General features: G+C 63.4%; 14 protein-coding genes. 2 read left to right on the forward strand and 12 right to left on the reverse strand.

All coding sequences use genetic code 11. The annotated features are described in order from the left end of the window. The first annotated feature begins 15 nt into the window (after positions 1 to 15). A complete protein-coding gene (locus ACW7G0_RS06195; protein WP_456988347.1) occupies positions 16 to 507 on the forward strand; it encodes a DUF2721 domain-containing protein in 492 nt (163 codons plus the stop codon). A 19-nt stretch (positions 508 to 526) separates the two neighbouring features. On the opposite strand, the gene tadA is transcribed toward ACW7G0_RS06195, so the two are convergent. From tadA to ndk, 12 genes are all read right to left on the reverse strand, one after another. After that, on the reverse strand, positions 527 to 994 hold the full coding sequence (gene tadA / locus ACW7G0_RS06200; protein ID WP_456988349.1) for a tRNA adenosine(34) deaminase TadA: 468 nt from the start codon (positions 992 to 994) through the stop codon (positions 527 to 529). Next, positions 991 to 2,559 carry a glutamine-hydrolyzing GMP synthase gene (gene guaA, locus ACW7G0_RS06205; RefSeq protein ID WP_456988351.1) on the reverse strand — a complete coding sequence of 523 codons (1,569 nt, stop codon included), beginning with the start codon at positions 2,557 to 2,559 and terminating at the stop codon, positions 991 to 993. The genes tadA and guaA overlap by 4 nt, the downstream gene beginning before the upstream one ends. 82 nt (positions 2,560 to 2,641) lie before the next feature. Beyond that, positions 2,642 to 4,099 (reverse strand): IMP dehydrogenase, encoded by a 1,458-nt coding sequence (guaB, locus tag ACW7G0_RS06210; RefSeq protein WP_456988353.1) that lies wholly within the window; start codon positions 4,097 to 4,099, stop codon positions 2,642 to 2,644. A 27-nt stretch (positions 4,100 to 4,126) separates the two neighbouring features. Then, positions 4,127 to 5,041 (reverse strand): bifunctional methylenetetrahydrofolate dehydrogenase/methenyltetrahydrofolate cyclohydrolase FolD, encoded by a 915-nt coding sequence (gene folD / locus ACW7G0_RS06215; RefSeq protein WP_456988354.1) that lies wholly within the window; start codon positions 5,039 to 5,041, stop codon positions 4,127 to 4,129. A 51-nt stretch (positions 5,042 to 5,092) separates the two neighbouring features. Next, on the reverse strand, positions 5,093 to 6,220 hold the full coding sequence (gene moeB / locus ACW7G0_RS06220) for a molybdopterin-synthase adenylyltransferase MoeB (protein ID WP_456988356.1): 1,128 nt from the start codon (positions 6,218 to 6,220) through the stop codon (positions 5,093 to 5,095). Positions 6,221 to 6,251: 31 nt separating this feature from the next. Beyond that, entirely contained in the window at positions 6,252 to 7,649 is a 1,398-nt protein-coding gene (gene der, locus ACW7G0_RS06225) for a ribosome biogenesis GTPase Der (protein ID WP_456988358.1), read from the reverse strand. A gap of 32 nt (positions 7,650 to 7,681) precedes the next feature. Next, entirely contained in the window at positions 7,682 to 8,857 is a 1,176-nt protein-coding gene (gene bamB, locus ACW7G0_RS06230) for an outer membrane protein assembly factor BamB (RefSeq protein ID WP_456989466.1), read from the reverse strand. A gap of 80 nt (positions 8,858 to 8,937) precedes the next feature. Beyond that, positions 8,938 to 9,612, reverse strand: coding sequence for a YfgM family protein (locus ACW7G0_RS06235; protein WP_456988360.1), 675 nt, complete (start codon positions 9,610 to 9,612; stop codon positions 8,938 to 8,940). A gap of 103 nt (positions 9,613 to 9,715) precedes the next feature. Continuing rightward, a complete protein-coding gene (locus ACW7G0_RS06240; protein WP_456988362.1) occupies positions 9,716 to 10,534 on the reverse strand; it encodes a helix-turn-helix domain-containing protein in 819 nt (272 codons plus the stop codon). Beyond that, positions 10,531 to 11,382, reverse strand: coding sequence for a type IV pilus biogenesis/stability protein PilW (gene pilW, locus ACW7G0_RS06245; protein WP_456988364.1), 852 nt, complete (start codon positions 11,380 to 11,382; stop codon positions 10,531 to 10,533). Before pilW ends, ACW7G0_RS06240 begins: the two co-directional genes overlap by 4 nt. Then, positions 11,369 to 12,622, reverse strand: coding sequence for a 23S rRNA (adenine(2503)-C(2))-methyltransferase RlmN (gene rlmN, locus ACW7G0_RS06250; RefSeq protein ID WP_456988366.1), 1,254 nt, complete (start codon positions 12,620 to 12,622; stop codon positions 11,369 to 11,371). The genes pilW and rlmN overlap by 14 nt, the downstream gene beginning before the upstream one ends. A gap of 65 nt (positions 12,623 to 12,687) precedes the next feature. Continuing rightward, complete coding sequence (ndk, locus tag ACW7G0_RS06255; protein ID WP_456988368.1) at positions 12,688 to 13,113, reverse strand: nucleoside-diphosphate kinase; 426 nt, start codon at positions 13,111 to 13,113, stop codon at positions 12,688 to 12,690. Between the two features lie 257 nt (positions 13,114 to 13,370). On the opposite strand from ndk, the gene ACW7G0_RS06260 reads away from it, so the two are divergent. Next, positions 13,371 to 13,991 (forward strand): TetR family transcriptional regulator, encoded by a 621-nt coding sequence (locus tag ACW7G0_RS06260; protein WP_456961438.1) that lies wholly within the window; start codon positions 13,371 to 13,373, stop codon positions 13,989 to 13,991. Positions 13,992 to 13,995 lie beyond the last annotated feature (4 nt).

Consider the following 13,995-nt stretch of genomic DNA (forward strand, 5'->3'; position numbering starts at 1 on the left):
CTACGGACGCTCTTCATGACCCCTTCCCTCATCGCCGACCCGAACCATTACGCCGTCATCTCGGCAATGATCACCCCGGCGTTCTTCCTCACCGCGACGGGCTCCCTGCTGATTTCCTCCAACAATCGGCTCGCACGGGTGGTCGACCGGATGCGCAAGGAGATCGAGAACCTGAGGGCGACGGCGCGAGGCCCGGTCAGGACCGAGCTGGAGAACCGCATCGGCTTCCATCGAAAGCGCTCCTATCTGGTGTTGGCCGCGCTGAGGATGTTGTATGCCGCGCTGAGCGCATTCGTCTGCACGAGTATCGGCATCGCCGCGGATGCCTTCTTCGGCTATCAACTGGGATTCCTTCCGACCTTGCTCGCGGTGTTGGGCGTCCTGCTGATGTTTGCGGCTTCGCTCTGTCTGGGACACGAGGCCAGGATCAGCCTGCGCATGCTCGATCGCGAACTCAAGGCCGAACTGGACAGGGACGCCCCCGCCCCGGTCCTGCACAAGGGCTGAGGCCACCCTTTCGACACACTCAGACGGACTTTCCCCGCTTGCGCCGGAAATAGCTGGTCAGCCGTATGCCAGCCTCTTCACCCAGCACGCCGCCGACTACATCCACCCGGTGGTTGTGGCGCGGGTCGGCAAGCAGGTTGAAGACGCTGCCCGCAGCGCCGGTCTTGGGATCGCTGGCACCGTAGACCACCCGCGCGACCCGCGCATGCACCATCGCCATCGCGCACATCGCGCACGGCTCCAGGGTGACGTACAGGGTGCTGCCGGTCAGGCGGTGGTTACCCAGACGGCGACCCGTCTGCCGCATCGCGACGATTTCGGCATGCGCGCTCGGATCATGCTCGATGATGTTGCGGTTCCACCCTTCTCCGACGACAACACCGTCAGCCGAAACCAACACGGCTCCAACCGGGATTTCGTCGTCCTCACGCTCGGCCCGGTCGGCCAAAGCGAGCGCGTGACGCATCCAGCGTTCGTCGTCGCTCATTCCCACTCGATCGTCGCGGGTGGCTTCCCGCTGATGTCATAAACCACGCGAGAAACATTCCGCAACTCATTGATAATACGGTTGGAAACCTTGCCAAGGAACTCGTACGGCAAGTGTGCCCAGTGGGCCGTCATAAAGTCGACGGTCTCCACCGCGCGTAGGGCTATCACCCACTCGTAGGCGCGGGCATCGCCCACCACGCCGACCGATTTGACCGGCAGGAACACCGCAAATGCCTGGCTGGTCTTGTCATACAAATCGGCCTTGCGCAGCTCGTCGATGAAGATGTGGTCGGCGCGGGCAAGCAGTTCGGCGTATTCGCGCTTCACCTCACCGAGGATCCGCACGCCAAGTCCGGGGCCCGGGAACGGGTGGCGATTGACCATTGCCGCTGGCAAGCCGAGCTCGACGCCCATCCGGCGCACCTCGTCCTTGAACAACTCGCGTAGCGGTTCCACCAGCCCCAGCTTCATGTACTCGGGCAAACCGCCGACATTGTGGTGGCTCTTGATCATGTGCGCCTTGCCGGTCGTGCTGCCGGCCGACTCGATCACGTCGGGGTAGATCGTGCCCTGGGCGAGCCATTTCGCGTTCTTCAACTTGCTCGACTGCTCGTCGAATATCTCCACGAACAGGTTGCCGATGATCTTGCGTTTGGCTTCCGGATCGGTGATGCCTGCGAGCGCCGTGAAGTAGCGGTCGGCCGCATCGACCCGGATCACCTTGACACCCAGGTGCTCGGCGAACGTCGCCATCACCTGGTCGCCTTCCTGGTAGCGCAGCAAGCCGGTGTCGACGAAAACGCAGGTCAGCTGCTCGCCGATCGCCTTGTGCAGCAACGCGGCGACGACCGATGAGTCGACGCCGCCGGACAGGCCAAGGATTACGTCGTCGGTACCGACGGTATCGCGCACGCGGGAAATCTGGTCCTGGATGATCAGCGCGGGAGTCCACAACGCCTGGCAACCGCAGATTCCAGTAACGAACTGCTTCAGCAGCGCGCCGCCCTGCCTGGTATGGGTGACTTCGGGATGGAACTGCACGCCGTACCAGCGCTTGCTGTCATTCGCCATCGCCGCGACCGGAATACGGTCGGTCTTCGCGGTAACCACGAACCCTTCCGGAGCCCGGGATACGTGATCGCCGTGGCTCATCCACACGTCGAGCCGCGGCGGGGAACCCGGGTGGTCCTTCAGTCCGTCCAACAGGCGGTCATGGGCGACCAGCGCGACTTCAGCGTGACCATACTCGCGTTGGTCGGCGGCCTCGGTTTCCCCGCCGAGCTGCTTGGCCATGGTCTGCATGCCATAGCAAATACCCAGGATCGGCAAGCCGGAGTCGAACACCTCCTGCGGTGCGCGCGGTGAGTGTTCGGTCGTGGTTGATTCCGGTCCCCCCGACAAGATGATGCCGCTCGCCCCGAAGCCGGCGATCCGGGTCGGGTCATGGTCCCATGCCCATATCTCGCAATAGACACCCAGCTCACGGATACGGCGGGCAATCAGCTGCGTGTACTGCGCGCCGAAATCGAGGATCAGGATCTTGTCGCTATGGATGTCAGTCATCATCTACTCGAATCGGCATGTCTTGCACGGCACGCAATGCACCCAGCCAGGCGTGCGTGAAGGTCATTACCCGTGTTGGCGGTCACACCGCCCGGTAATTCGGCGGTTCCTTGGTGATCTGCACGTCATGGACGTGACTCTCACGCGAGCCGGCGGAGGTCACCCGCACGAACTGCGGCGTGCTGCGCATCTCCTCGATGGTCGCGCAACCCACGTACCCCATGGTGGCGCGCAGTCCCCCAACCAGTTGATGGACGACGCTGCGCAACGGCCCACGGTAGGGAACCCGGCCTTCGATGCCTTCCGGCACCAACTTGTCCGCGTCCTCAGAGTCCTGGAAATAACGATCCTTGGAGCCTTTTTCCATCGCGGCCAGGCTACCCATGCCTCGGTAGCTCTTGTAGCTGCGACCCTGGAACAGCTCGCTCTCGCCCGGAGATTCCTCGGTACCGGCAAACAGGCTGCCGACCATCACGGTGGAAGCGCCAGCCGCGATGGCCTTGCCGATATCACCGGAGTAGCGGATACCGCCATCGGCGATCAACGGAATGCGGTCCTGCAGTGCTTCGGCCACCATGTCGATCGCGCTGATCTGCGGCACGCCGACGCCGGCGACGATGCGGGTAGTGCAGATCGAGCCGGGACCGATGCCAACCTTGACTGCATCGGCGCCGTGATCCATCAGCGCCAGCGCGGCATCACCGGTGACGATGTTGCCGCCGATGACCTGCAGTTGGGGGAAGTTCTTCTTGACCCACTTGACGCGATCCAGCACACCCTGCGAATGCCCGTGCGCGGTATCGACCACGACCACGTCGACGCCGGCTGCGGCCAGCGCCTCGATGCGCGCTTCGGTATCGCCACCGACCCCGACCGCCGCACCCACCATCAGGCGTTCGCTGCTGTCGTAGGCCGCGTTGGGGTTGTCGGATTTCTTCTGGATGTCCTTGACCGTGATCAGGCCCTTGAGCTGGAAGGCATCGTTGACCACCAGTACCTTCTCGATGCGGTGCTTGTGCAACAGGCCGACGACCTCCTCGTCGCTGGCACCCTCGTGGACCGTGATCAGCCGATCCTTGCGGGTCATGATGTGGCGGACGGGGTCGTCGTGCTTGGTCTCGAAGCGCATGTCGCGGCTGGTGACGATGCCGACCAACTGGCCGTCGTCCACCACCGGCACGCCGGAGATGTTGCGCTCGCGGGTCAGCTTGAGCACGTCGGCAATCGTGGTTTCCGGCCCGACCGTGAACGGCGACTTGATCACGCCGGCCTCGAAGGATTTGACCTGGGCGACGTGCGCGGCCTGCTGGGCCACGGTCATGCTCTTGTGGATGATGCTGATGCCACCCAACTGCGCCAACGCGATCGCCAGACGTGCCTCGCTGACGGTATCCATTGCCGCCGACAGGATCGGCAGCCGCAAATTCAGGTCGCGGGTCAGGCGGGTGGAGAGCGATACGTCCTTGGGCAGGACAATCGAATGCGCCGGAACGAGGGATACATCGTCGTAGGTGAGTGCTTCAGCCTGGATGCGCAACATGGGCGGGACCGGGGGGAGTGAAGCCCGTCATTGTACTGCGTTCCAGGCCGGCTGGCGCGATCCGGGGTCACTGGCTTCGGCTGCCTCCAGGGTGTTCTCCATCAGGGTTGCGACCGTCATCGGCCCTACCCCGCCGGGAACCGGGGTGATCCAGCTGGCGCGCTGGGCCGCAGCCGCAAAGCCCACATCGCCTACCAGGCGGCCATCGTCGAGCCGGTTGATACCGACATCGATCACTACCGCGCCAGGCTTGATCCAGTCGCCGGGGATCAATTGCGGCCGTCCGACCGCCACCACCAGGATGTCCGCGCCGCGTACGGCAGTTTCCAGCACCTCTGGCGGGGTGAACTTGTGGCAGCTGGTGGTGGTGCATCCGGCGATCAGCAACTCCAGCAGCATCGGCCGACCGACGTGATTGGACACGCCGACAATGGTCGCGCTTGCGCCACGTACCGGACGATCGGTATAGGCCAGCAAGGTGGTAATGCCGCGCGGCGTACAGGGACGCAACCCGAACTCTCGCAGTACCAGGTGACCGACGTTCTCCGGGTGGAAGCCATCGACGTCCTTGGCCGGTGAGATTCGATGGATCAGTGCCGACGGGTCGCGGCGATCCGGCAGCGGTAGCTGGATCAGAATGCCGTGTACATCGGGATCGGCATTGAGCCTGTCAATCAGCGCCAGCAACTCTTCATCGCTGGTGTCTGCCGGCAAGTCGAAATCGATCGCGCGAATGCCCACCTTGCTGGCCGCGCGGCGCTTGTTGCGCACATACACCGCCGAAGCCGGATCGCCGCCCACCAATACCACAGCAAGGCCCGGAGGTGTTTTGCCGGTGGCAATACGGGCATCGACCCGCACCTTGAGGCTGTCGAGCAGATCTTCGGCAATGCGTTTGCCATCAAGGATCCGGGCGGTCTGGGGCGTTGCGACAGTCTTCAAGTATCTCGGCCTGAGTGCAGCTGGGGCCGGTATTATCGCCGATCTTGCGCTCTATCCGGCGGAGCAAAATGCCTCGTAATCGATATACCCGGGAAACGCCTGCCCGGGTGCACAGACGGCGCAGTCCGGGTCTGGTGACAGCCGGGTCTGGCGGAACTGCATGCCCAACGCATCAAATTGCAATAACCGCCCGGACAGCGATTGGCCAATCCCCAGCAACAGCTTGATCACCTCGGTGGCCTGCAACATGCCAATCACGCCGGGCAGCACCCCCAGCACTCCAGCTTCGCTGCAATTGGGGGCCGATTCGGGTGATGGCGGCTGTGGGAACAGGCAGCGATAGCATGGCGCGTCGCCACGCCGGCGGCCGGCATCAAACACACTGACCTGCCCGTGGAAACGATGTACTGCGCCATACACCAACGGCTTGCCGAGCTTTACGCAGGCATCGTTGAGCAGATAGCGGACGGCGAAATTATCGCCACCATCGAGCACCACGTCCGCGTCGGCGATCAGCCGCTCCACGTTGGTACCGGTGATGCGCTCGGCGAACGTGTCAATCGTGATGTTCGGGTTCAATGCCGACAGCGCGACCTGCGCCGAATCAACCTTGGCCATGCCGATCCGCGCGTCGGTGTGCAGGATCTGGCGTTGCAGGTTGCTGCGGTCGACGACGTCGTCATCAGCCAATACCAACGATCCGACCCCGGCCGCTGCCAGGTAATACGCGGACGGTGACCCCAACCCACCCGCACCGACAATGGCCACCCGCGCGGCCTGCAGCTTTCGCTGGCCGGCCTCGCCAACTTCGGGCAACAGCAGGTGGCGGGAGTACCGCTCGTAAAAGTCGTGATCGCCAGCTGGCTGGACCAACGGCAGGCCATCCGCGCGCCAGCGTCGGGTACCGCCCTCCACCGAGGCGACCTGGGCATAGCCGGCGTCCAGCAGCGTTTCCGCCACCTGCCGTGAACGTCCACCTACTTCGCAGATCAGCATCACCGAGGTATCCCGATCAGGGATGCTGCCAGTGGGTAGCGACTCCAACTCGCTGCGCGCGATGCCCAGTGCACCTTCGGCGATGCCCAACGCCCGTTCGTGCGTCTCGCGGACATCGATCAACACGGCACCGGACTGCTGCCGACGCCGGGCCTCGGAGGGAGTGATGGTTTCGATAGCCATGGGCGCCATTATCCGCCTTTACTGTAGCGTCCTATCCGCGCTTGACGTGCCGGATCAACCGACGTCGCTTGGCAATCTGCTTCTCGTTAAGCACGTTCTTCTTGCCTTCGAAAGGATTCGCACCTTCCTTGAAGATGAACCGCACGGGAGTGCCCACCAGTTTGAAGCGCTTGCGGAAGAAATTTTCCAGGTAGCGCTTGTAGCTGTCACTCAGGGTGCGTAGCCGGTTGCCATGGACGACAAAGGTCGGCGGATTGTTGGCGGCCGGGTGCGCATAACGCAGCTTGGCAACATGGCCACGAACCACCGGCGGCGGATTGGCCACATAAGCCGCCTCGATAGCCTGGGTGACTTCGCTGGTGCTGAACTCATGAATGGCCGACGCGTGTGCCCGGTGGACCGCCTTGAACAGCTCGCCCAGGCCAGAACCGTGCTGGGCACTGATCCGCACCGCTTCCGCCCATTCGACGAACGACAGCTTGCGCGACAGCAGCGACTCGGCCTGCTGGCGTCGGTAATCGCTCAGCCCGTCCCACTTGTTGACCGCGATCACCAACGCGCGGCCGGCGTCCAGCGCATATCCGAGCACGCTGGCGTCCTGGTCGGTGACCCCTTCAGTGGCATCAAGCATGATCACGGCGACCTGGCACTGCTCAATGGCGTGCAAGGTCTTGATGATCGAGAATTTTTCCACCGCCGCGTCGACGCGTGACTTGCGGCGCAGGCCGGCGGTGTCGATCAGCCGGTACAGGCGACCATCCCGCTCCATGTCGATCGCGACCGAATCACGCGTGGTGCCAGGTATATCGGAGGCGATCATCCGCTCCTCTCCCAGCAGGCGGTTGACCAGGGTCGACTTGCCCACGTTGGGCCGGCCGATGAAGGCGACCCGAATACGCGCGGGATCGTGGTCGAGCTCGGCGGACTCGCCCTCGTCAGGCACCCGTTCCAGCACCTGTTCGATCAGCTCGTCGATGCCTTGGCGATGCGCGGAGGACACGGCAATCACATCGCTGAAACCGTAGCGGGCGAACTCGTTCAACGCCGCCTGCGTATCCAGCCCGTCCGTCTTGTTGACCACCAGGAAAGTTGGCCGTGCGGTCTTACGCAGCCAGGCGAGGATATCGTCGTCCAGCGTCGATGCGCCTTCGCGGCCGTCGACGATGAACAACACCAGATCCGCCTCGACGGCCGCTGCGCGCGCCTGGCGCGTGGTCGCGCCGACCAGACCCTCGGCCTCGCCAGCGATGCCACCGGTATCCACCACCGCGAAGTGCCGTTGACCTTCGGGCCGGCACACGCCGTAGTGGCGGTCACGGGTGACTCCGGGTTGATCGTGGACAAGCGCGTCGCGGGTGCGCGTGAGCGCATTGAACAGGGTGGACTTCCCGACGTTGGGACGACCCACGAGGGCGACTAGCGGGAGCATTGGAGTTGTCCGATCAAAAAGGAAGAAAAGTGCTACTGCCCCAGCTGGAACGCACTCAGATTGCCGTCGGTGTCCTGCACTACCAGGATCCCCTCGGCTACCTGTGGCGTGGCCAGCAAGGGATCGCGGCTGGCCCGGGTGCGGGCAACAAACGCGCCGTCATCGAGCGCCAACCAGTGGAGATAGCCCTCATAGTCGCCAACCACGGCGTAGTCGCCCTGGATCGCCGGAGAGGTCAACTTGCGCCGGGCCAGCGCCGCCTGGGTCCACATGGCCGCGCCATTTTGCTTGAACAGGCCAATCACCGCATCACCGTTGTCGGATATGACCAGAACTTGTGGGGCAACGGCGATCTTGCCCGCGCCTCCGTGGTCGCTGAGCCACATCGGCTGTCCGTTGGGCGCGTTGATCGCCATCGTCTTGTTCTTGAAACTGCTCGCGTACAGGGTGGTGTTATCCAGCACTGGAGCACCATCAATGTCCGCCATGCGATCCAGTTCGGTACGGCCATCCTGTGGGGCGACCACTTCGCGCCACAACTCGACGCCATCGTCGGCGGACAACGCCGAGACGCTGCCATCATCGTTGCCGATAAACACATAACCTGGCCCGATCACCGGGGCATCGTTACCCCGCACCGACAGCATCGGAACGTCATGATTCCAGAACCAGCGACGCTCGCCGTTGTTGATATCGAAAGCGGTGATGCGGCCATCATTGGAGCGCACGAACACCATGCCCAGTCCGACCGCAGGAGCGGCGATGATCTCGTTGCCGACCTTCGCCCGCCACTTCTCCGCGCCGTTCGCCGCATCCAGCGCGATCACGTCGCCCTCCAGACTGCCGACGGCAACCACGCCGTCACCCACGCCGGGGCCGCCACTGAGTTCCAGCTCACTGGGGTAATTCCAGATGCTCTGGCCGGTCTGCAGGTCAAACGCATGCACACCGCCCTCGACCGCCGCCGCATAGACCTTGCCATCGGCGATGACAGGGCCCTGACGCGCGCCCAACACTCCCTCGCCTTTACCGGCATTGGCGGACCACAGTTTGGTCACCGTGGCCGACGGACTGAACTCCACCAAGGCTGCTGGCTTGAGCGCGTCTTCCTTGTCGCTACTGAACCAGCCCTTGATCGTGCTGCAGCCCGAAAGCGCCAACGCGCATAGCAATAACGCACTGCCACGCACCAGCACGGCCCGGGCCATGCCATTGCGTGGGCGCTGGTTCGGTACGGGCTTTGTTGAAAGCTGCTTCATTGGGTCGGACTCCATCAAAACAGGCTTCATCAAGACTGCGCCTCGGGATTGGCGAGCGCGGGGTTGGCGGCCGCGGGACCGGTTGCATCACGCGTCGCGGCCACACCCCCGACCTGGGTAAGTTTGAGCTCGAGTATTTGCCGTTGCGGTGATGCCACATCCAGCTCGACCAGTGCTTGGCTGTATGCCTCACTGGCCTTGTCGGTCTGGCCAAGCGCGTACTGGGCATCACCCCGCGTTTCCAATGCCGAGGGGCTGGACGCGTCAGCAAGCAAGGTCAGTGCCTCGTCAGCCCGTCCCGCATCCACGAGCAATCGCGCCAGCCGCTGGTCGACGATGCTCGCCACCGCCGGGTCACTCGGCTGGATCCCGCTCAAGGTCTCGATCGCGGTATCACCCTGACCTGCTTCGACCTGCGAGGCCGCCAGCTGCAGCGTGGCCAGGTTTGCGTAAACGGTGTCGCCGAGCGCCGTCACCTTGGCAGCGGACGTGTCGTCGTCGCCCACGATCGCGGTAACCGCGGTCTGGTACTGGTCCGCCATGCCCAACGCCTGATTATGCTGGTCCTGCTGCCACCACTTCCACCCGCTGATGGCGGCCAGCCCCAAAACCAGGCCGCCGACCAGACCCAGGCCATTGGTGCGAAGCCATTCCAGCACGCGTTCGCTTTGTTCGTGTTCGTCTAGTGGATCGTCTAATGCCATCGAAGGACTGCCATGCTATCCAGCCCCGACGAACAACGCCGGAACCGTCGGTTTGCGGACGAGCCCGGGTGACGGGCCGTGAGATATCGAACGCGTGAACCGGTCAGTCGGTGACCGGCGCGAGCGAACCCTCAGAGGATAGCGTAAAGCGTGCCACGTTCGCGCGGCTGAACGGCGCCAGGTCGACGGATTCACCGTGGTTGCGAACCTCGACTGCCGACACATTGCCCAGCACGACGCGGCTCACCTGGCCAGGCTCATAGCTGCGACGCTCGTTACTGCCGATCAAGCCTTGCTCGAGCACCCGTCCATCCGGATCGAACACCTGAACCCAGCTGTCATCGTTGAAACGCAACGACAACCCCGCCTCATCGACGGTTGCGGGTGCATGCAGCGACCCCATGGAAGCGATCAATGGGGTCCGTCGGGGCGACGGAGTGGTTGGCTCCATATCCATCGGGTCCACTGGAAGTGTTGCCATCGCCGGAATCTCCAGCGACTCGACTTGTGGCATACCGGAAAAATGCGGCCGGGTGGTCAACCAGACCGGCAATGCAATCACGGCGGTAAGTGCGATATACACCGCACGCCGGCCGGCCTGCTCCAGCACCCGCCGATAACGCGGTGTGTGGGTGTGGCTGATCAGTTCGGGCGGGGCACTATTGTCGATCTCGGCCCGTCGCAGGTCCGAGTCCAGATTGATGCCCAGTAATCTTGCGTAGCTCCGCAGCTGGCCGCGCACGAAGACCGGTGCCCCCGCCTGGCTCCAGTCGTCGGCTTCAAGTGCTCGGATTACCCTGAGTGGCATTTTCAGTCGCGACGAGACTTCCTCGATCGTCAACCCTGCGCCGTCGCGCGCCTGCCTGAGGCGCGCGCCACATCCCTCGACATCGCTTGAAGCGATCTGCTTGGACTGCATCATTGCTTTCCGTCAACCCCCGTTCCGGATCCCGACGTGCCCGGGAACTCCCCCCGTAGCCGCTGAACGTACGCTGCTGCGGCTTCTGTGTCGCCAAGTTTCTGCTCAATTTGTGACGCTAGCAACAATGATGCCGCATCCGCCGGTGCGGCCGCCAACCGGCGCTGCGAAAATGCACGGGCATGAAACGCATCACCGGTGCGAAATTTATGCTGCGCCATCGCCGCCAGCGCAACCGGGTTCTCAGGCTCCAGCTCCAGCGACCGCTCCAGGTAGCGTTCGGCCTGCGCGGCTTGACCAGCCTTCTGGGCGCAGGCGCCTGCGTTCGCCATCGCCACCGCAGGAGTCGGGTAGGTGGGATCGGACAGCGCCTGGTCGAACCATTGCAGCGACTCTTCGGCACGGCCATTGCTACACAGCCATGTCCCGTAATTGTTATGCATGCCGCCTTGGAGCGGCGCCAGTTCCAGCGCCTTCTGATAGTGCACCCCGGCCTTGCGGTCATCCCCATTGTGCTCTGCGATCAGCGCAGCGAGCGTATGGGCGGGCGCGGAATCCGGAGCGAGGCGCAGGGCTTCCTTCGTGGCCCCGGCTGCGCCGGAATAGTCGCCAGCACGCAAGGCCTGCTGAGCCTTGTTCACCTCGATACGCGCCGCAGCGCTACCCTTGCCATAGCTGTCGGGGGTCATCGAGACTTCGGGCTTTACGTACTTGGGGCCGCCTCGACTGACGTCAGGCTTGACGAAAGTCAGCCGACTGCACCCGGACAACCCGACCAACGCCAGCACTACCGCTGCGAGGATCGCCTTGCCGCACATCCGATACCTGGCCCTGCACTCAGGCATTGGCATCGGTGATCCCCTGCGCTGCAAGCTCCTTGCGGAACGTTGCCTGGCGGCGAGTCCGATCCATCACCTGCCCCTTCAGCTGGCCACAAGCCGCGTCGATGTCTTCGCCACGGGTTCGTCGCACCGTGGTCAGCACCCTGGCTTGTTGCAGGAGCTTCTGGAACGCGCGGATATCGGTCTCGGTCGAGCGCTCGTAACGCGTGCCTGGGAACGGGTTGAACGGAATCAGGTTGACCTTCGCCGCGTCCTTCATCTGGGTGGCATTGTCGAACTGGCGCATCAGCCGCGCCAGCTGGCGTGCGTGCTCGGGCTGGTCGTTGATGCCTTTCATCAGGGTGTATTCGAAGGTGATCGACGACTTCGGCTTGCGCATGACGTAGCGCTGGCACGCCGCCATCAACTGGTCGATCGGATATTTCTTGTTGAGCGGCACCAACTGGGTGCGTAACTCATCGTTGGCCGCGTGCAGCGAGACCGCCAGCGACACGTCGCTCACCTCGCCCAGCTTGTCGATCATCGGCACCATGCCGGCGGTGGACAGGGTGACCCGCTTGTTGGCCAGTCCATAACCAAGGTCGTCGCGCATGATGCTCATGGCGCGCACGACGTTGTCGAAATTCATCAGTGGCTCCCCCATCCCCATCATCACCACGTTGGTGAGGCGGCGACGCTGGTGCGGCAGGTTGCCCAGGTGTCGGGCAACCACCCACACCTGCCCGATAATCTCCGCGGTAGTCAAGTTGCGATTGAAGCCCTGGGTACCGGTGGAGCAGAACGAGCAGTTGAGCGCGCAGCCGACCTGGCTGGATACGCACAGGGTGCCGCGACCCTTGTCCGGTATGAACACCGCCTCGATGGCGTTCTTCGGGTCCATGCCGATCAACCACTTGTGGGTACCGTCAACCGACGGCTGCTCCAGGATGACCTCGGGCGCCCGGACCTCGGCGTGCTCCTGCAACTTGGCGCGCAGGACCTTGCCCAGGTCGGTCATCTGGTCGAAATCGGTGACGTAGCGGTGATGGATCCACTTCATCACCTGGTGCGCGCGATAGCGCTTCTCACCCAGGACTCCCTCGAAGAAGTCTTCCAGCTCGACTCGATCGAGGTCGAAGATATTCTTCCTCGGTGCTGCGCCGGCCGAGACCGGCGCAGGAACCGGCGCAGAAACCGGCGACGTCGCATCCGCCGGGATACTGGCGTCGGCGAGGATGATGTCGATGGTGTTTGCGCGGGTCGGGGTCATGGCGTTGTGGTTTTGATGGGCAGAGCAGGCATCGGGCCCGTAAGGGTGGACCCGATGCCAGTGGATCAACGGGTGTGGATGTCAGTGGCCGGGAAGAAGTAGGCGATTTCGGTCGCGGCATTCTCCTGGCTGTCCGAGCCGTGCACCGCGTTGGCGTCGATGCTGTCGGCGAAGTCGGCGCGGATGGTGCCGGCCGCCGCGTCCTTCGGGTTGGTCGCGCCCATCAGGTCACGATGCTTGAGTACCGCACCTTCCCCTTCCAGCGCCTGGATCATCACCGGGCCGGAGATCATGAACTCCACCAACGCGGCAAAGAACGGGCGCTCACGGTGGACCGCGTAAAAGCCCTCGGCCTCGGCCTTGGACAGGTGCTTCATCTTGGCGGCAACGATTTTCAGGCCGGCCTTCTCGAACCGGGCGTAGATCTCGCCAATCACGTTTTTGGCAACTGCGTCGGGCTTGATGATGGAAAGAGTGCGCTCCAGCGCCATGGGATATCTCCGATTGGGCGGGCGGCGACCTTATGCAAGGTTGGAAAGATCCACGCCCGAGGGTAACAGAAAAACCCGCGCCTGAACGCGGGTTTGGCTTGTGTGACTGCGGCGATTCTAACGGAAATCCGACCGGGAAACGCGCTTTGAGCCGTCATCCTGGCGCTATCTGCGTTGACGATTCATGTCGCAAGGCCTAGGATCAAACAAGCGTTTGATTAGACGACATTTCCGGTTACATCCGACAGGGCTTTCGCATGATTCCGACCACCCAGTTCTCAACCAAGGACCGAATCCTCGGAGCCGCCGAAGAGCTGTTCGCCCAGCACGGTTTCTCGGGCACGTCACTCCGTCAGGTCACCAGCCGTGCCGACGTCAACGTGGCCGCGGTCAATTACCACTTTGGCAGCAAGGAAAACCTCGTCAACGAGGTGTTCCGGCGGCGTATGGATGACATGAGTGCGCAGCGGCTGGCGGCCTTGAAAGCCGCCGTCGAGCTGCAACCGCGGGAGCTGGAGCCAATATTGGCGGCCTTCGTGGAACCGGCGTTGGCCATTGCCCAGGATCGCCATGGCGGCGCGGCGTTCGTGCGCGTGGTCGCACGCGCCTATGCGGAGAAGAACGACAGCCTGCGCAAGTTCCTGTCCGAGCGCTACGGCCATGTCCTGCGTGACTTTGCCAAGGCGATTGCCGTGTGCCTGCCGGAACTGAGCAAGGCCGAGCTGTACTGGCGCCTGGACTTCCTGGCGGGCGCATTGACCTATGCCATGGCCGATTTCGGCTTGATCAAACGGCCCTCAGGCGTACTGGAAAAGGCCCACCGCGAGCGGGCTGCCCGCGAGCTGATACGGTTCGCCGCCGCTGGCTTCAAGAATTGATCCA

This window comes from Lysobacter sp. A286, from assembly GCF_054052105.1.

Bases quoted from the DNA above. Each gene is read 5' to 3' on its own strand.
- ACW7G0_RS06260 (WP_456961438.1), top strand. From the start codon at position 13,371: ATGATTCCGACCACCCAGTTCTCAACCAAGGACCGAATCCTCGGAGCC.
- guaB (WP_456988353.1), bottom strand. From the start codon at position 4,099: ATGTTGCGCATCCAGGCTGAAGCACTCACCTACGACGATGTATCCCTC.
- guaA (WP_456988351.1), bottom strand. From the start codon at position 2,559: ATGACTGACATCCATAGCGACAAGATCCTGATCCTCGATTTCGGCGCG.
- tadA (WP_456988349.1), bottom strand. From the start codon at position 994: ATGAGCGACGACGAACGCTGGATGCGTCACGCGCTCGCTTTGGCCGAC.
- rlmN (WP_456988366.1), bottom strand. From the start codon at position 12,622: ATGACCCCGACCCGCGCAAACACCATCGACATCATCCTCGCCGACGCC.
- ACW7G0_RS06195 (WP_456988347.1), top strand. From the start codon at position 16: ATGACCCCTTCCCTCATCGCCGACCCGAACCATTACGCCGTCATCTCG.
- pilW (WP_456988364.1), bottom strand. From the start codon at position 11,382: ATGCCAATGCCTGAGTGCAGGGCCAGGTATCGGATGTGCGGCAAGGCG.
- ndk (WP_456988368.1), bottom strand. From the start codon at position 13,113: ATGGCGCTGGAGCGCACTCTTTCCATCATCAAGCCCGACGCAGTTGCC.
- moeB (WP_456988356.1), bottom strand. From the start codon at position 6,220: ATGGCTATCGAAACCATCACTCCCTCCGAGGCCCGGCGTCGGCAGCAG.
- der (WP_456988358.1), bottom strand. From the start codon at position 7,649: ATGCTCCCGCTAGTCGCCCTCGTGGGTCGTCCCAACGTCGGGAAGTCC.
- bamB (WP_456989466.1), bottom strand. From the start codon at position 8,857: ATGGCCCGGGCCGTGCTGGTGCGTGGCAGTGCGTTATTGCTATGCGCG.
- ACW7G0_RS06240 (WP_456988362.1), bottom strand. From the start codon at position 10,534: ATGATGCAGTCCAAGCAGATCGCTTCAAGCGATGTCGAGGGATGTGGC.
- ACW7G0_RS06235 (WP_456988360.1), bottom strand. From the start codon at position 9,612: ATGGCATTAGACGATCCACTAGACGAACACGAACAAAGCGAACGCGTG.